Source organism: Planifilum fimeticola (assembly GCF_003001905.1).
Lineage (GTDB): Bacteria > Bacillota > Bacilli > Thermoactinomycetales > DSM-44946 > Planifilum > Planifilum fimeticola.
In genome coordinates, this window is the sequence record NZ_PVNE01000008.1 from 23507 (window position 1) to 41186 (window position 17680).

General features: G+C 57.3%; 12 protein-coding genes. 1 reads left to right on the forward strand and 11 read right to left on the reverse strand.

Annotated elements, in window-relative coordinates; all coding sequences use genetic code 11:
* Nucleotides 1-39 precede the first annotated feature (39 nt).
* The 9 genes from CLV97_RS06585 to ccpN all read right to left on the reverse strand — a co-directional run bounded on the left by CLV97_RS06585 (nucleotide 40) and on the right by ccpN (nucleotide 13470).
* Nucleotides 40-798 carry an endonuclease/exonuclease/phosphatase family protein gene (locus tag CLV97_RS06585; protein WP_245891418.1) on the reverse strand — a complete coding sequence of 253 codons (759 nt, stop codon included), beginning with the start codon at nucleotides 796-798 and terminating at the stop codon, nucleotides 40-42.
* A 92-nt stretch (nucleotides 799-890) separates the two neighbouring features.
* Nucleotides 891-2396, reverse strand: coding sequence for a M1 family metallopeptidase (locus tag CLV97_RS06590; protein ID WP_146130425.1), 1506 nt, complete (start codon nucleotides 2394-2396; stop codon nucleotides 891-893).
* Between the two features lie 256 nt (nucleotides 2397-2652).
* Nucleotides 2653-4305: an AMP-binding protein gene (locus CLV97_RS06595; RefSeq protein ID WP_106344830.1), complete on the reverse strand. Its 1653-nt coding sequence runs from the start codon at nucleotides 4303-4305 to the stop codon at nucleotides 2653-2655.
* Between the two features lie 100 nt (nucleotides 4306-4405).
* Nucleotides 4406-5545 (reverse strand): acyl-CoA dehydrogenase, encoded by a 1140-nt coding sequence (locus CLV97_RS06600; protein WP_106344740.1) that lies wholly within the window; start codon nucleotides 5543-5545, stop codon nucleotides 4406-4408.
* 296 nt (nucleotides 5546-5841) lie between these two features.
* Complete coding sequence (rpoD, locus tag CLV97_RS06605; RefSeq protein WP_211295698.1) at nucleotides 5842-6960, reverse strand: RNA polymerase sigma factor RpoD; 1119 nt, start codon at nucleotides 6958-6960, stop codon at nucleotides 5842-5844.
* 48 nt (nucleotides 6961-7008) lie between these two features.
* On the reverse strand, nucleotides 7009-8844 hold the full coding sequence (gene dnaG, locus CLV97_RS06610; protein ID WP_245891408.1) for a DNA primase: 1836 nt from the start codon (nucleotides 8842-8844) through the stop codon (nucleotides 7009-7011).
* Between the two features lie 427 nt (nucleotides 8845-9271).
* Nucleotides 9272-11935 carry a pyruvate, phosphate dikinase gene (gene ppdK / locus CLV97_RS06615; protein WP_211295694.1) on the reverse strand — a complete coding sequence of 888 codons (2664 nt, stop codon included), beginning with the start codon at nucleotides 11933-11935 and terminating at the stop codon, nucleotides 9272-9274.
* On the reverse strand, nucleotides 11932-12735 hold the full coding sequence (locus CLV97_RS18335) for a pyruvate, water dikinase regulatory protein (RefSeq protein ID WP_245891409.1): 804 nt from the start codon (nucleotides 12733-12735) through the stop codon (nucleotides 11932-11934). Before CLV97_RS18335 ends, ppdK begins: the two co-directional genes overlap by 4 nt.
* A 57-nt stretch (nucleotides 12736-12792) precedes the next feature.
* Nucleotides 12793-13470, reverse strand: a complete 678-nt coding sequence (gene ccpN, locus CLV97_RS06620; protein WP_245891410.1) for a transcriptional regulator CcpN — start codon at nucleotides 13468-13470, stop codon at nucleotides 12793-12795.
* Nucleotides 13471-13771: 301 nt separating this feature from the next.
* On the opposite strand from ccpN, the gene helD reads away from it, so the two are divergent.
* Nucleotides 13772-16111 carry an RNA polymerase recycling motor HelD gene (gene helD, locus CLV97_RS06625; RefSeq protein ID WP_106344831.1) on the forward strand — a complete coding sequence of 780 codons (2340 nt, stop codon included), beginning with the start codon at nucleotides 13772-13774 and terminating at the stop codon, nucleotides 16109-16111.
* 516 nt (nucleotides 16112-16627) lie between these two features.
* Here helD and CLV97_RS06635 read toward each other — a convergent pair.
* Together CLV97_RS06635 and CLV97_RS06640 are read right to left on the reverse strand one after the other, a co-directional pair.
* Nucleotides 16628-16963 (reverse strand): hypothetical protein, encoded by a 336-nt coding sequence (locus CLV97_RS06635; RefSeq protein ID WP_106344746.1) that lies wholly within the window; start codon nucleotides 16961-16963, stop codon nucleotides 16628-16630.
* Nucleotides 16964-16986: 23 nt separating this feature from the next.
* Nucleotides 16987-17553, reverse strand: coding sequence for a YIP1 family protein (locus tag CLV97_RS06640; RefSeq protein WP_106344747.1), 567 nt, complete (start codon nucleotides 17551-17553; stop codon nucleotides 16987-16989).
* Nucleotides 17554-17680 lie beyond the last annotated feature (127 nt).

A 17680-nucleotide genomic window follows, 5' to 3' on the forward strand; every position in this document is an offset into this window, starting at 1 on the left:
ATCAATCCGAAGAAGGGCCGACGCCGGGACCTTTCCCCCTCAATCCCGTTCCGCACGCCGGTTCGTACCCATTATACCGGAACCGGCCTCATCTTTCGACCAGTCCAACAGGCATCTTACGGGCAGATGATCGGAAGCGCAGTCCTCCACCGCCACTACGGACGCCTCCAGGACCCGAAAATGGGAGGTGCAAAAGATGTAGTCGATCCGCTTGCGGGGACGCAGGCACGGATAGGTTCCCCCGGTCACGCCGCAAAAGGAGAGGGCATCGGTCAGCCAGGGGCGGAGAAGGGTCACCTCCGGTTGTTCCGGCGTTACGTTCCAATCCCCCATCACCACCATCGGACCCGTCCACTTTTGACATAGCTCGCGAAGGGCTTCCACCTGCCGCATACGCATCACGGATGTCAATCCCAGATGGGTCACGACCAGGCGCACCGGCCTCCCTTCCCGCTCCAGGTCGGCCACCAGAATCCCGCGGGGCTCACCGCCTGTTATGGAAAAGGTGAGATGGTGGTGGCTGAGGATCGGATCCTTCGTCAACAGGCCGTTTCCGTATCCTCCCGCGGGGAAAGCCCCGGGCCGCCGCCTCCGGAGGGTGGGGCCAAAACAACACGCCATCCCCAGACGGCGGGACAACCATCCGAGCTGGTCCTCCCAACCGCTGCGCCGATGAAAGCGAACATCCACCTCGTTCAAACCCACTACATCGGGAGAGACCGATTCGATCACCGCGGCGATCCGCTCCAGATCCAACACCCCGTCACAGCCCAACCCGTGGCGGATGTTGTACGACATCACCAGCACCGGACCCACCTCCGCAGATTGTGTGCGGGTTCAAGGTCGATAAACAGAAAAGCCGGAGGAGAAACCTCCGGCATCATGTTATGCTAGCCCGCTTTCTTTATATTCTCCTTGAAAAAGAGCCAGCGATCGAAGAAGGATGTGAGATCCTTGCCGGCCACCTCATTGGCCACCCGAATGAAATCCCTTGTCGTGGCCACCTGAAATTTGTACCGGTCATAATAGGTTTGGAGGATCTCCAGAACCTTCTCTTTTCCGATCTCATCCATCAGCTCCCACAACATGGCGGCGGGCCGGGTGTAAACCATCAACCCGTAAATCGAGTCGGAGTACTTGTACAAGGGCTCCACGGAGGTCACGCCCTGCTTCTCGTGGATCTCATCGCTCACTTCCGCGGCCCTCGCCAGCAGGTCCCGCTGATCTTCCCCCATCTTGTCATGCATGTACAGCAGCTCGGAAAAGGTGGTCAAGCCCTCATCCAGCCAGGGTTCCTTCACCTGATTGTTGCCGACCACGGCGTACCACCACTGGTGGGCCAGCTCGTGCACCACGACGTTGACTGCGGGACGTTCCCCCTCCCGGGTGGGATATTTGGGAATGGAAGTGACGAGACCGGGATACTCCATGCCCGCGATTCCGTATCCCGTCTCTCCCAGCACCACGTCCACTTCGCGATAGGGATAGGGGCCGAACAAGTTTCCGAAGAACTGCATGCCGGAAACGGCGGCTTGATGCAGCTTTTTCGCCTCCCTTTCCATCCCCTTCTGATACCAGAGGTTGACCTCCACATCTCCCGCCGCACCTTGGATCACCTCGTAATCCTTGGTGATGACGGCGGCAAAATCCCGCATGTTTTCCTGGCGGAGGGTCACAGCCCCCTTCACCGGATGCGAAAGATCATCATCGGCGCTGGTGATCACCCGGTAACCTTCCGGCACCCGGAACGTCACCTCAAAATCCGACATCTGGGAATAGAAGGGGTCCCCCACGGTGGTGTAGGGTTCCGTATGCCATCCGTCCTCATCCTTCACGGCCAGCATCGGATACCATTGGGCGAGGAAGGCGGTTTGACCGAAGGCGTTCAGCCGGCTTCCTCCCTTGGGCAGTTTCAGCCGGTAAGTCATCTTGATCCGGGCGGACTGTCCCGGCGCAAGGGGTTCGGGCAGTTTCACCCTCATGACGGTTCCGTCGATGTGCGACGTCGCCTTCCGACCGTTCACCTTGATATCCGATACATCCAGATAGCCCGGCTCCTTCGGCTTGGTATGCTCCCCCCACTGCCACCGGCGAAAGGCATTGGGATAAAGGTGAAAATAAACCTCTTTCCATGTTTCCGGGCGATCCGCCGGCAGCGTCACTTCCATCCGTCCGGAGACCGTGCGGGCTTCGTCATCGTAATCGGCCCATATCCGGTACACGGGGCGGGATACGGATTGGACAGCCGCTTTCCCCATCGACAAACGGGCATGCGCCCCCGATGCCTGCTGCCGATCCAGCTGTCCCATCAAAGCGATCAGGGCCAAAATCAGGCAAAAACCCAGGCAAACCCAAAAGCGGAGCTCCACCATGGCGCGTCTCATCCATCCATTCACCCATTTCTCCTTTCTGAATTCCTTCCGATCCTAGGGTTTCCAATCAGGGGTGAATTCATGATGGACGGAGGCGTCGCTCCGGCAATTGGCACGAAAAAAGAGCGTTCCCGTATTTTCGGAAACGCTCGAGGCCGCTGACAAACCTCAAATCCCGGAAACGGGAGGCGATTTTCCCACCGGCTCCATGGGAGGTCGTCGGCGGGGAATCGGGGCCTTCCCATCCTTCGGAAACGCTCCTTTCGCAGGAGGACACGAATCAGACGGATTCTTCCGACTTCTCAACCATGCCCAACTCCCTGGCAGCCATCTCCCGCAATCGGAATTTCTGGATTTTGCCGCTGGCCGTCATCGGATATTCCTCCACGAAGAAGACATAGCGCGGAATCTTGTACCGGGCGATCTTCCCTTCGCAGAAGGCGCGCACTTCTTCAAAGGTGAGGGTTTCCCCCTCCTTGACCCGGATGAATGCGGCCACCTGCTCCCCGTACTTCTCGTCGGGAACGCCGACGATCTGCACATCCAGAATTTTCGGATGCGTATAAAGAAATTCCTCGATCTCCCGGGGGTAGATGTTTTCGCCTCCCCGGATGATCATATCCTTCAGCCGCCCCGTGATCCGGAAGTAGCCGTTTTCGTCCATCACCGCCAGATCGCCGGTGTGGAGCCATCCCTCATCGTCGATGGCCTCCTTGGTGGCTTCGGGCATGTTGTAGTATCCCTTCATGACATGATAGCCTCGGGTGCACAGCTCCCCCTGGACGCCCGGCGGGACCTCCTCCCCCGTCGCCGGATCCACGATTTTCGCCTCCACGTTGGGAAGCACCCTCCCCACCGTCGAAACGCGCAGTTCAATGGGATCGTCGGTCCGGGTCTGGGTGATCACCGGGGAGGATTCCGTCTGTCCGTAAGCGATGGTGATCTCCCTCGCTCCCATCTCGCCGACCACCCGTTTCATCACCTCGATGGGACAGTTGGACCCGGCCATGATGCCCGTGCGAAGGGAGCTCAAATCGTATTTGTGAAAATCGGGATGATTCAGCTCCGCGATGAACATGGTGGGAACCCCGTGAAGAGCCGTACAACGCTCCTGTTCCACCGCCTGCAGCACCTTCAGGGGATCGAAGGCGATGATCGGGACCATCGTCGCACCCACGTTGACGCACGCCAGAGTGCCCAGAACGCATCCGAAGCAATGGAAGAAGGGGACGGGGATGCACATGCGGTCTTCATGGGACAGTTTCATGCATTCGGCGATGTTGCGGGCATTGTTGACGATGTTGTAATGGGTCAGCATGACTCCCTTGGGAAAGCCGGTGGTCCCGGACGTGTACTGCATGTTGATCACGTCGTCGGGATGGAGGGATGCTTGACGACGACGAAGTTCTTCGTCGCTCACCTCGTCCCCCAACGCCAGGATGTCCTCCCACAAAAACATCCCCGGCTTCCGCTCGTTACCGATAAAGATGACATTCTTCAGACGGGGGAGCCTTGCGGAGCGGAGCTCTCCGGGCTTCGACTCGTGCAATTCGGGACAGATTTCGTAGATCATGTCCAAATAGCTGTTCCCCCGAAACCCTTCCATCAGGATCAGCGTCTCCGTGTCCGACTGCCGGAGCAGATATTCCAGCTCGCGGGTTTGATACTGGGTGTTGACGGTGATCATGACCGCCCCCATCTTCCCCGTGGCAAACTGGGTGACCAGCCACTCCGGCAAATTGGTCGCCCAGATCGACAGGTGATGCCCCTTCTCGAGACCGAGACGCATCAATCCCTTGGCCGCGCGATCGCACTGCTTCTGAAACTCCAACCAGCTCCAGCGAATGCCCAGTTCGGAATACACGACGGCGTCCCGTTCCCCGTATCGCTCGGCGGTCTCGTCCAGCAAATCTCCCACGGTCTTGTGAATCAGCCGGGCCATATCCAAAACCTCCCCAATATTCGGTCATTTTAATGGAGAAAGGGGCGAGACGGGGCCAAAAGCGCTCCCTGTCCGATTCCCCCATTTATCGTCAACACCCGATTTCCCGGGCGATGATGTTGCGCTGGATTTCCGAGGTCCCTTCCCCGATCTCGGTCAGTTTGGCGTCCCGGAAAAAGCGTTCCACCTTGAAGTCGTGCATGTATCCCCACCCGCCGTGGATCTGCACCGCCTGGTCGCAGACGCGCATCGCCATCTCCGAGGCGAACAATTTGCACATGGACGCCTCCTTGGTGAAGCGTCGCCCCTGGTCTTTCAGCCATGCGGCCTTATATACCATGTTGCGGGCCACTTCGATGTTCATCGCCATGTCCGCCAGTTTGTGTTGAATCGCCTGGAATTTGGACAGAGACCGGCCGAATTGCACCCGTTCCTTGGCGTAGCGGAGGGCGGCCTCATAGGCTCCCTGGGCGATGCCGACCGCCATGGCGCCGATGCCGATTCTTCCCCCGTCCAGGGTGACCAGGAACTGCTTGAAGCCCTCGCCGATTTTCCCCAGCACATTTTCATAGGGAACCCGAACGTTTTCCAAAACCAGTTCCGTCGTGTTGGAACTGTGAAGTCCCATTTTCACATAGTTGGCGTTGACGGTGAATCCTTCCGCGTCGGTGGGGACGATGAAGGCCGTGATTTCACGCTTGTCCCCATTCCGCCCCGTCACCGCCGTCAGGGAGACGAAATCGGCGTAACTCGCGTTGGTGATAAAGCATTTGGTTCCGTTGATCACCCACTCGTCCCCGTCTTTTTCCGCCTTCGTCCGCGTGCCCCCGGCATCCGACCCGGCGTTCGGCTCCGTCAGGCCGAAGGCGCCCAGGGTCTCTCCCCGGCAGAGCGGTACCAGGTATCTCCGCTTCTGCTCTTCCGTCCCGAAAAGGTAGATGGGAGCGCAACCCAGGGAAATGTGGGCGGAATAGGTGATCCCCACCGAAGCGTCCACCCGGGAAAGCTCCTCGACGGCGATGGCGAAACTGACCGTGTCAGCTCCGGCGCCGCCGTACTCCTCCGGAAAAGGCAAACCCATCAGGTTCAGCTTCGCCATCTTTTTTATCACTTCCAGGGGGAACTCCTTCTTCCGGTCCCGCTCATCGGCACCGGGAGCCACTTCCCCCTCGGCAAAATCCCGCATCAATTTGCGAATCATGTTTTGCTCTTCTGTAAGGTCGAAATTCATTTACCCTCCACTCCCTCCCAAGGAACCCGCATGATTGCGCTTACACTCCCATTATAGGCGGAAAAAACCTCATCCTTCAAGCGACCCGGTTAAAGCGCCCGAACCGTCGCCGGTCCCCGCGTCGCCTTTCGACCCCTGAAGGTCCGTTCCCTGAAAAATGCAGCTTGTCCACATTTGTATTGACATAAATTTTCGTGTACACTGTCAAGTAAGAGGAAGATCACCCCAGTCAACCCTGCCCATTTTTTCAACAAAAAAGAAAAGCACCCATCGAAAGGATGCTTTTCAAACATTACTCACTCCAGAAAATCTTTCAGGCGCTTGCTGCGACTGGGGTGGCGCAATTTGCGCAGGGCCTTGGCTTCGATCTGGCGAATCCGCTCCCGGGTGACGCCGAACACCTTGCCCACTTCCTCCAGCGTGCGGGTGCGCCCGTCGTCCAACCCGAACCGGAGGCGAAGGACGTTCTCCTCGCGGTCAGACAGGGTGTCCAAGACTTCCTTCAGCTGTTCCTTCAACAGCTCGTAGGCAGCGGCATCGGCAGGCGCCTGAATGTCGTCGTCCGGGATGAAATCCCCGAGATGCGAATCGTCCTCTTCCCCGATCGGGGTCTCCAGGGAGACCGGCTCCTGGGCGATCTTCATGATTTCCCGCACCTTCTCGGGGCTGAGATTCATCTCCTTGGCGATCTCTTCCGGAGTGGGTTCCCGCCCCAGCTCCTGCAGCAGCTGGCGGGAAACGCGGATCAATTTGTTGATGGTCTCCACCATGTGGACGGGGATGCGAATGGTCCGAGCCTGATCGGCAATCGCCCGGGTAATCGCCTGGCGAATCCACCACGTGGCATAGGTGCTGAATTTGTACCCTTTGCGGTAATCGAATTTCTCCACCGCTTTGATCAGGCCCATATTCCCTTCCTGGATCAGGTCCAAAAACAGCATGCCCCGACCGACATACCGCTTGGCGATGCTCACCACCAAACGCAGGTTGGCCTCTGCCAGACGGCGCTTCGCTTCCTCGTCGCCCTGTTCGATCCGCTTCGCCAGCTCCACTTCCTCCTCGGCGGTGAGCAGAGGAACACGGCCGATTTCTTTGAGGTACATGCGAACCGGGTCGTTGATCTTCACCCCGGGCGGCACGCTGAGGTCATCGTCCAACAGCTCGCTATCTTCCCCGGTGGATTCCTCCTCATGGGAGAAGAGAATATCCTCGTCATCATCCACTTCGTTCTCGTTGATCACTTCGACCCCTTGCTCGCCGAGACGCTCGAAGAATTCATCGATCTGCTGCGAATCCTGTTCGAAGGAAGACATCTTCTCCATGATCTCTTTATAGGTTAAAACGCCCCGCTTCTTTCCGAGATCGATCAGCTGCTCCTGCACCTGCTCCAGCGAAAGATCCGGTTCAGCGTCCATATATTGTTCGTTGGCCAAATTCTTTCCCTCCTTCCTCGTTGCACCGCTTCAAGGCCGCACCTGTACTCTTTTTTTCAACCGGTACAGCTCCGCACCAAGCCGGACGGCCTTCGCGATGTCTCCGGCACGTTCTGCCTGCTCGATCTGGCGCTTAACGGATTCCATCTCCATATAAAGAGGATAATTGCGCACGGTCCGGATGCAGTCTTCGACCCCTTCATCCGACAAGGAATCCGGGAAATCCATCATCGCCAGTTGGCTGATGCAACTCATCAGACGCTCGTCTTTCACATAATGAATGAAACGGGACGGATCGGCCGGATGGCCTTCGGCGTAATAGGCGTACAGGTATGCCACAATCGCCGCATACTCTTCAACGTGAAATTCGGCGCCGACGGTTTCGCGAACCCGTTCGGCCACGTTTCGATCGCGCATCATCAAGGCCACCAGCTGTCTTTCCGCCTCCTCGTGGGCGGACGGCCTGCGCCGTTGTGCGACCATGTGTTTGGCATCGTGATATTCAGTATTCCACTTCGCCCCCCCTTTATCCCTCTTTTTTTCCTTTTTGCGCCGCCATATGCGCTGTTGCTCCTGTTTCAGCGCATCAAGGGACAACCGAAACTCGTCGGCGAGGCGGCGGAGGTAGTGATCCCGCTCGATGGCGAGGGAAAGATCGCTGATCACCTCGAGCGCGCGGGTCAGATACTTCATCCGTTCCCCTTCATCCTGCAGGTTGAAGCCCTTCTTCAGGTATTCCAGCTTGAAGGCGGGAAGGGGAAGAGCCTCGGCAAGAACTTCCTCCCGGAAGGCCTCCGCTCCGCGCTTGCGGAGGAAGTCGTCCGGATCCATCCCGGGGGGCATCTGAGCCACCTTGACGAGACAACCCTGCCCCTTCAACATTTCCAGCCCCCGGTCGGCCGCCGCTTGACCGGCATCGTCGGCGTCATAGCAGATCACCACGTTTTCGGCGCACAGCCGAATCGCCCGAGCCTGGCCTTCGGAAAGGGAGGTTCCCAAGGAGGCGACCCCGGTTTGAATGCCGGCCTGCCATGCCGCGATGACATCCATGTACCCCTCGAACAGCACCGCCTGCCGTTCCTTCCGGATCGCCCTGCGGGCCCGGTGCAGATTGAACAGGTGCTGCCCTTTGTGAAAGAGCGGCGTTTCGGGGCTGTTCAGATATTTGGGCTGTCCGTCGCCGAGGATGCGACCGCCGAAGGCGATCACTCTGCCCTGGGAATCGTGGATGGGAAACATGACGCGTCCGCGGAAGCGGTCAAAAAACCGCGGGGGGTCAGAATCGGAGGAGCTCACCAGACCCGCCTCTTCCAGAAGCTTTTCCGAAAAGCCCTTTCGCCTTAAAAAGCGGAGGAGAACATTGCCGGAAGAAGGTGCGAAACCCAGCCGGAATTCCTTGATCGTTTCCATCGACACCCCGCGATCCTGGAGATACCGGAAGGCGGCGCGGCCCTGATCCGTGTTCAGCAGGATGTGATGGTACAACCGGCAGGCCCAGTCGAGGGCTTCACGCATCCGCTTCCTCGGCCCGTCCTCGGGATCGGAGAGCATTCCCGACCGGGGAAGGGGAATGGAGGCTTCTTCCGCAAGGCGGCGAACAGCTTCCACAAAGGACAACTGTTCCATCTCCATCACGAATTTGATGACATTTCCTCCCGCCCCGCATCCGAAGCAATAGTACATCTGCTTCTCCGGGGAAACGGAAAAGGAAGGGGTTTTCTCGGAATGAAAGGGGCACAGGCCGAAAAAGTTTCGGCCGCTTTTCTTGAGCTGCACGTATCGACCCACGACATCCACGATGTCGTAATGCTCCCGCACGCGATCGATGACTTCTTCGGGAATCGGCCCCCCCTTCACCGATACCACCGCTTTCCGCAAACCTGGACCTATGGGAAAATCAAACCGGGCAGTTGCCCCATCATCTTGATGTTATTCGCCAAAATTCGTCAAACTCCTGCCGAAGGACAGAGTTTTTTAGAGGAAAAAACGGAGAGAGGTGGAAAAGGGAAAAACCATCCGAAGCTCTCTTCATTCTATCTATTCTACAATGGAAAGTGGTTTTCCTTCCAGATCTGAAATCCGTTGAAAACTGGTTATTTTGGACTATCCCGTTGGTTTATTTCCCGATTCTGTAGTATTATACGCGTCTAAACCAAAAAAATCCTCTTCGTTCCCTTGACAAAATCCATTTTTATGCTCCAGCCCCGCAGGCGGTCAAAAACGCGCGGGACCGAAACGCCGGTTCCCCGGTCGCTTCGGTCCGCGAACGGTCGACAATTTTCATGCCGTCCCCTTACCCTTGTTGCGCCTTCCTGGACGATTGAACGGCGATCTGCGCCGCCGCCAGGCGGGCCGGCGGGATGCGGAAGGGGGAGCAGCTGACATAATCAAGCCCCACCTCATGGCAGAAAGCGATCGAACGCGCGTCACCGCCGTGCTCACCGCAGATTCCCGCCTTCAACTCCGGTTTGACCCTTCGGCCCAATTCGACGCCCATCCGCACCAACTTGCCCACACCCTCGGTATCCAGGGTCATAAAGGGATTGTCCGGCAGAAGCTTTCGGTCGAGATAGGAGTGCAGGAACTTGCCTTCGGCGTCGTCCCGGCTGAAGGCGAAGGTCATCTGGGTCAAGTCGTTGGTTCCGAAGGAGAAGAACTCGGCTTCCTCGGCGATGGCATCCGCCGTGAGCGCGGCCCGGGGCACTTCGATCATGGTGCCGACGGTATAGGAAATCTGGCACCCGGTCTCCTCCATCACCCGGCGGGCCGTCTCCTCCACCAGGCGGCGAAGCTCCTTCAGCTCGTTGACATGGCCGACGAGAGGGATCATCACCTCCGGCTGAACGGAGACCCCTTCCTTGATCAGTTCGGCCGCGGCCCGGAAAATGGCTTCCGCTTGCATCGCGTAAATCTCCGGGTGGCTCAAACCCAGGCGGCAACCGCGATGCCCCATCATCGGATTGAATTCATGAAGGGCTTTCACTTTGCCGAGCAGAGTTTCCTTGCTTTTCAACTCCTGCGGATCCGATTCGGGATCCAACCGCAGCCGGGTCACTTCGGCCAGCAGATCCTCGAGGTTGGGGAGGAACTCGTGAAGGGGCGGATCCAGAAGGCGGATCGTGACCGGCAGTCCCGCCATTTCCCTGAAGATGCCCTTAAAGTCCTCCAACTGCATCGGCAGCAGCTTGTCCAGGGCCTCCTGCCGCTGTTCCGGCGTTTCCGCCAGGATCATCTCCTGGACGATGGGAACGCGGCTCGCCTCCATGAACATGTGCTCCGTCCGGCACAGCCCGATCCCCTCGGCGCCGAACCGGCGAGCCTTGGCCGCGTCTTCGGGATTGTCCGCATTCGCCCGGACCTTCAGGGTGCGGATTTCGTCGGCCCAGGCAAGGATCTCTTGAAACTCCCCGGAAAGTTCCGGATCGATCAGGGGCACCTCCCCGCGTATCACCTGCCCGGTTCCGCCGTCGATGGAGAGAAGATCCCCTTCCCGAACCACCGTTTCCCCGACTCGGAACTCCTTCTTGCGCAGGTCGATGCGAAGTTCCTCGCAGCCGCAGATGCACGGTTTCCCCATCCCCCGGGCCACCACCGCCGCATGGCTGGTCATGCCTCCCCGGCTGGTGAGAATCCCCTGGGAGGCCAGGATGCCGTGAATGTCCTCCGGCGTGGTTTCCGGACGGACGAGGATCACCTTTTCCCCGTCCCGGGCGAGCTGCTCCGCCGTATCCGCATCAAACACCACTTTTCCCGACGCCGCTCCCGGCGAGGCGGGCAATCCCTTGGTCAACACATCCAGCTGCGCTTCGGGATCGATGCGCCGGTGGAGGAGCTGGTTCAGCTGATCGGGGTCCACCCTCAGGAGAGCCGTCTCCCTGTCGATGATGCCCTCCTTCGTCAGATCCACCGCGATCTTGACGGCGGCGTGGGCAGTCCGTTTCCCCGAGCGGGTTTGCAAAATGTACAGCGTTCCCCGCTCCACGGTGAACTCGATATCCTGCATGTCCCGGTAATGGCGTTCCAATCGATCGGTAATCTCCCGGAATTGCTCGTAGATGCCGGGCATCCGCCGCTTCAGGGCGGATATCGGCTCGGGGGTGCGGAGGCCGGCCACCACGTCTTCTCCCTGGGCATTGGTCAGAAACTCCCCGTACAGGACCTTCTCACCGGTGGAGGGATTTCGGGTGAACGCCACTCCCGTCCCCGAATCTTCCCCCATATTGCCGAAAACCATCATCTGCACATTGACCGCCGTACCCAGGTGGTCCGGGATCTTGTGAATCTTTCGGTAGATGACGGCCCGCTGGTTGTTCCAGGAGTCAAAGACCGCGATGACCGCCCGTCGCAGCTGCTCCTTGGGATCCTGAGGGAAGGATTCCTTCGTTTCCCTTTTGACCAGGGCCTTGTAACGCTCGATCACCCACTGCCAATCTTCCGCCGCAAGCTCCGGATCCTGCTTGAGACCCCTCTCCTCTTTCCGCTCGTCGATGATCCGTTCAAAGAGATAATGATCGATGCCCAGAACCACATCGCCGAACATCTGGATGAATCGGCGGTAGGAATCGTAGGCGAAGCGGGGATTTCCCGTCATGCGGGCAAGCCCCTCCACCGTCTCGTCGTTCAGACCCAGGTTGAGCACCGTATCCATCATTCCCGGCATGGAAATGACCGCTCCCGAACGGACGGAGACGAGCAACGGCCGTTCCGGATCCCCGAGCCCCTTGCCGGTCCGCTGTTCCAGGTCCGCAACCGCCTGCTCCATCTGGTCGAGCACCTCTTGGGTCAGCCGGCGTCCGGCCGCATAATAGTCGAGGCAAGCCTCCGTCGTGATGGTGAAACCCGGGGGGACCGGCAGGCCATGCCGGGTCATCTCCGCAAGATTGGCCCCTTTTCCGCCCAAAAGCCGCTTCATATCGCCGCGACCCTCATCAAACCGGTAAACCACCTTTTTGCTCAAGATTGACGACCTCCCCTGCGAAGAATGTCCAGCACGATATTGGCCGTCTCTTCGACCGCCTTGCGGGACACGTCGATGACGGGACAGCCCACTTTTTTCATGATCCCCTCGGCGTATTCCAGCTCCTCGAGGATGCGTTCCATGCTGGCATAGCTGGCCTGAGACGTCAGCCCCAGGGATTTGAGTCGCTCCCGGCGAATGGTGTTCAGATACTCCGGCTCGATCGTCAAACCGATGCATTTGTGCGCCGGGATGCGGAACAGCTCCTCAGGCGGCTCCACTTCCGGCACCAGCGGAACGTTGGCCACCTTCAGCCTCTTGTGCGCCAAATACATGGACAAGGGGGTTTTGGAAGTGCGGGAAACCCCGATCAACACGACATCCGCCCGGAGAATCCCCCTGGGATCCCGGCCGTCGTCGTATTTGACGGCAAACTCGATCGCCTCAACCCGCCGAAAATACTCCTCGTCCATTTTGCGCACAAGGCCCGGCTCCCGCTTCGGATTGCGCCGGAACAGCCTGGCCAGCTCATCGATCATCGGGCCCATGATGTCGACGACGGGCACCTGGTGGCGCCTGGCCTCTTCGATCAAAAAGGTCTGCAGTTCGGGAATGACCAGGGTAAAGGCGATCATCCCCCGGACTTCCTTCGCCGCCTGAACCGTTTCGGCGATCGTCTCCTGGTCATCCACGTAGGGAACCCGGCGAATCTCCACCTGATCCCCGTTAAACTGGCTGGAAGCCGCCCGCACGACAAATTCGGCGGTCTCCCCCACGGAATCGGAAACAACATATACCACCGGATGATGCGTATCGTTCGTAATGGTACTTCCCCTCCCCTCAACCCGACAAGCGTCTTATAAGACGGATTCCTGCCCCAACTCGACAAAAGCCTTTGTAATGGTCGTTTTGGTGATGCGGCCCACCACTTCCAGGCCTTCACCATCTTCCATGGGGCGAACGACCGGCAATGCGTCCACCTGATTGCGCATCAGTTTGGATGCGGCTTCGTACAGGGTATCCTCCTGACTGCACGTGATGATGTTGGGCATTCGGGTCATCACCACACTGACGGGAATCGCCTGCAAATCCTGCTTGCCCAGAGCGATTTTCAAAAGATCCTTCCGGGAAACCACCCCCGCCAGCCGTCCTCCATCCTTCACCACAAACAGCGTCCCCACATCCTCCAGAAACATGGTGCAAATGGCGTCGTACACGGAAAGTTCCTCCGTCACGACGACGGGCCTCGATTTGTAATCCTTCACCTTCAGCTTGCGGACATGTTCCACGAAGAGTTGGTTGGCCGTCTTTCCGACATAAAAATATCCAACCCGGGGACGGGCATCCAAAAAGCCGGCCATCGTCAAGATGGCGAGATCGGGACGAAGCGTTGCGCGCGTCAGGTTCAGCTTTTCGGCAATCTGCTCGCCCGTGATCGGCCCCTCATCCTTGACGATCTGCAAAATCATCTCCTGTCGTTTGGTCAGTTCGATCGCCCCACACCCCCTCCAACGGGCGAAGGTAGATTGTGTCATACTGTATAAACAGATATCTCATATAGTATATACTATATTGGCCATTCTATTTCTGCAAGCCTTTTTATTTGGGCCGTCCATAAGAAAAAATGGCAATAAAAAAGGGCCCGCCTTGGACCGCATACGAATCCTCCGTGCCCGATTCAATGTACAGTTGACTTGCGAACGATTTCCATGATAAATTAATAAAGTGCATCCCTCAAATAATACAAAAACAAACAAGTATCCAATTATATAATACTACATCGCTTGCCTTTTGTCAACACCCTATCCCTAAAAAAAGGAGAGGTAACCCATGGCGATGGATCGAGAATGGGAACAGGAACAAAAGCGGGTCGATGCCGTCGTCCGGAAGATCGACCGCCAAATCGAAGCACTTCGCCGACAAACGGAAGGGATCAAAGAAAACATTCTGGAAATAAGCAGGAATTTTTGGGATGATGTGACCCTCAACTTCAGCGACCCCCACGACACCCTCGAAACCATCGCCAGCATCAATCAACAAGCGAGGGTGATGGCGGAACGGGAGCGAAGCTTCCGACACGCCCGGAGGCGCCTGACGACGCTGGTCCGGATGAAGGACTCCCCCTACTTCGGAAGGATCGATTTCGTCGAAGACGGGGAATCGAAGGCCGAGGCCATCTATCTGGGAATCGCCACGGTCCGCGATGAGGGGGACGAACTGCCTCTGGTCTATGATTGGCGGGCCCCGATCGCCAGTCTGTATTACGAAGGCTCTCCCGGACCGGTGCGGTATAAAACCCCCGCGGGCGAGATCTCGGGAAACCTGAAGCGGAAACGCCAGTTTATCATCCGCGACGGCCGGATCCGGAGCATGTTCGACACCAGCGTCACGATTGGCGACGAACTGCTTCAGGAGGTCCTCGGCCGCCATTCGGGCACGCAGATGAAAAACATCGTGGCTACCATCCAAAAGGAACAGAACCGCATCATCCGCAGCGAAGGGAAGCGGCTCCTGGTGGTATCGGGAGCGGCGGGCAGCGGAAAAACCTCGACGGCCCTGCAGCGGGTGGCCTGGCTACTGTACCGCTACCGGAAATCGCTGACGGCGAAGCAGGTGGTGCTGTTCTCCCCCAACCCGATGTTCAACAGCTACGTTTCGACGGTTCTTCCCGGGTTGGGCGAGGAAAACATGCAACAGACCACTTTCCAAGAAATGCTGGAGCACCGGCTGGGAAAACGGTTCCGCCTGGAGGATCCCTACGATCAAATGGAGTACGTGCTACAGGGGTTGAAGGAACCGGGATATGAAGAGCGGCTTCAGGGCATCCGGTTTAAGACCTCGACCCGTTTCATGGAAGTGATCGATCAATATCTCGAACGGCTGAGACGGGAAGGGTTGATCTTCAGGAATATAACCTTTAACGACCGGGTTCTCATCTCCGCCGAAGAAATCGAAAGGCTGTTTTATGCCCTCGATCCCTCGCGGTCGATTCCCGGCAGATTGGAACGGCTCGCCGAACAGCTTCTGGATCGGCTGGACGAACTGGCGGATGAAGAGAAAGATCGACCGTGGGTGGAGGATGAGATCGAGCTGCTCGACGCCGAAACCTATCAGCGCGCTTACAAGGAGCTTCAGCGCCAAAAAGGATCCTCCGGAAACTGTGCCGATGACTTCAAAAGGGAACGGGAGTGGCTGGCTTCCTTCGTGGTGAAGGAGCGGTTCCGTCCCCTGAAGAGATCCGTCAGACGATACCAATTTGTCGACATTCCCGCCCTGTACCGGCGACTGTTTTCGGATCCCGATTTCGTACCGCGCATGATGCCGAATATCCGCCTGCCGCAAGGTTGGGAGGCCATCTGCGCCCAGACGGCGGAGCGTCTCGACCGGAAGGAATTGGCTTATGAAGATGCAACCCCGTTTCTGTATCTGACGGAGAAAATCGAAGGGTTTCACACCAACCCCCACATCCGACACGTGTTTGTCGATGAGGCCCAGGACTACTCCCCTTTTCAATTCGCTTTTCTCAAGCATCTGTTCCCGAGGGCCAGCATGACCGTTCTCGGCGACTTCAACCAGGCGATCTTCATCTCCGCCGAATCGGGCTTTGATTTCCTGACCGGCCTGTTCGGCTCCGATGAAACCGACACCTTCATCCTGACGCGGAGCTACCGTTCCACGCGGCAAATCGTCCTGTTCACCCGGGAACTGATCGAGGGCGGAGACCGAATCGAACCCTTTGACCGCGACGGCCCCAAGCCGACGTGGACGCAGGTGGAGGACCGGGAGAAACTTTATGAAAAAATCTCCGGGCGCATCCGGTCCCTTCAGGCCGCCGGCCACCGAACCATCGCGATCATCTGCAAATCCGGCCGGGAAAGCCGGGAAGCCTATGAAGGACTAAAAAAGCACTGTCCCGCGCTTCGGCTCATGGATAAGGAGACGGCCTCCTTTGAAGCCGGCCCCCTGGTCATCCCCTCGTATCTGGCCAAAGGATTGGAATTTGACGCGGTGATCGTTTTCGACGCCCAAGAGGCGCGTTACGGCCGGGAAAATGAACGGAAACTCTTCTACACGGTCTGCACCCGGGCGATGCACGAACTCCACCTTTATTGCGCGGGCAAAGCGACCCCTTTCCTTTCCGATGTGTCGCCGGATCTGTATGTGGTGGAATCGTGAAACGGCCCACAGTCGCGCCGCCTCAAAACCCGATTCAATGTTCTAGAGTCAACACGCGTGTCGTCGGCATTTTGCCCCGGGTCATTTCGGCCCGGGGTTGTCTGTTTCAGGAAAAGAAAAAGCTGTTGACCCGGAAAGGTCAACAGCCTCGGGAAAAGAAGATTCCACTCCTGTCGATTAAGATGCCTTTGAGTGGAGGACTCTCGCCTCATAACGCCTTACCAGTTCCTCCGCGACTTCCTCTCTCTTTCCACCATCAAAGCTCCGGACCAACTCGGCATCCTCGATTCGTTTGGCGAACATTTTGTTCCTTGTGGAATCCGTGATTTTGGCTTGCAGAAAGGGGCGCGGAAGGTGCGTACCCTTTCAATTCGGACTTTGTATTCCCCGTGTTCCGTTTTCCAATCCGATTCATACTCCCCCTTGATGAATATCTTGTCGAGCAGAACATAAAAAATGACGGCGATCAATCCCCACAGAATTATCTTAACCAGGAACATTTCCTTCACCCACCCCTCAGCGATTCAACTTTTTCAATGCGGTATTCTCATACCACCGCAAGACTTCATCGACCACTTCATCCAGTTTCTCGGCATCGTATCGTTCGATGAGGTCCTTTTGCCGGAAGGCCTTGGAGCGTTGACGACTCCTCGTTTTATCCTGGATCTTCACCTTGATGTAGGGCCTTATGGAACCCATCCGGACGATATGTACGCGGTATTCCCCGTGCTGTGTGGCGAAATCCGTTTCGTACTCCCCCAAAGTGGCGACCTTGCTGAAATAGTAGTCCGTGATTAAGTACGCCAGCATTCCACCTATTCCCGGTCCGATCAAGACGCTGATGTCACTCATTTTCTCCACTCCCTTTCTTCCAATCAACTCAATCCCAACAGCGCAAGGGGAACGAGGAAGCACAGGATGGTGAAAAAGCTTCTCCATTTGGAAAAGGCGTGAACCTCACTAAGGGCCACGATGAGATAAGCGTAAAACCAGAATTTCACCACCGTCCCCAGCATAAACAGGCTGAAGTCGAAGAACGTGATGTCAACGGCATCCATCTGAAAAAACCCGTTTCCCATGCGCACCGTCAACACCGCATACAACAGGAGAGTGATCGCATCGAATACAGCCGACCATGTAAAGATCTTCCGGACATCTTCGACATCGCCGATTCCTCCGAACCATTTCCCAACCCATGCCAAAATCTGACTCCAAATCCCAACCAGGATCAGTCCCGTAACCACAGCTCCGATCAATGATCCTCCCAGGATCCACAAAAGGCCGTAATACCTTCCCAAAAAATTGCTGGCCGAAATATCCAGGTTAAATACCAACCCTTTGATCATGACCAGCAAAAGGGGAACCTGCTCCCTTTTCATGATCGCCTTTGCGGCTTTTCGGGGACTGAACCAGATCGAAACCCAAAGCTTGGGCGCGGACATCCCTACCCCCCTTCACCGAAAATATCCAAGGAAAATGAAAAAAGCCCGGCGGGCAATTAGGAGACCAATGCAAGCATGCAATTGGTGAATGGTTATCATTATAGTGAATTTCGTTAAAAAGATCAAT

What these genes read in the sequence shown, in the direction of transcription:
- CLV97_RS06585 (WP_245891418.1), bottom strand. Translation starts at nt 798, where the DNA reads ATGTCGTACAACATCCGCCACGGGTTGGGCTGTGACGGGGTGTTGGAT.
- helD (WP_106344831.1), top strand. Translation starts at nt 13,772, where the DNA reads ATGGATCGAGAATGGGAACAGGAACAAAAGCGGGTCGATGCCGTCGTC.
- CLV97_RS06640 (WP_106344747.1), bottom strand. Translation starts at nt 17,553, where the DNA reads ATGTCCGCGCCCAAGCTTTGGGTTTCGATCTGGTTCAGTCCCCGAAAA.
- CLV97_RS06600 (WP_106344740.1), bottom strand. Translation starts at nt 5,545, where the DNA reads ATGAATTTCGACCTTACAGAAGAGCAAAACATGATTCGCAAATTGATG.
- ccpN (WP_245891410.1), bottom strand. Translation starts at nt 13,470, where the DNA reads ATGACACAATCTACCTTCGCCCGTTGGAGGGGGTGTGGGGCGATCGAA.
- rpoD (WP_211295698.1), bottom strand. Translation starts at nt 6,960, where the DNA reads ATGGACGCTGAACCGGATCTTTCGCTGGAGCAGGTGCAGGAGCAGCTG.
- CLV97_RS06635 (WP_106344746.1), bottom strand. Translation starts at nt 16,963, where the DNA reads ATGAGTGACATCAGCGTCTTGATCGGACCGGGAATAGGTGGAATGCTG.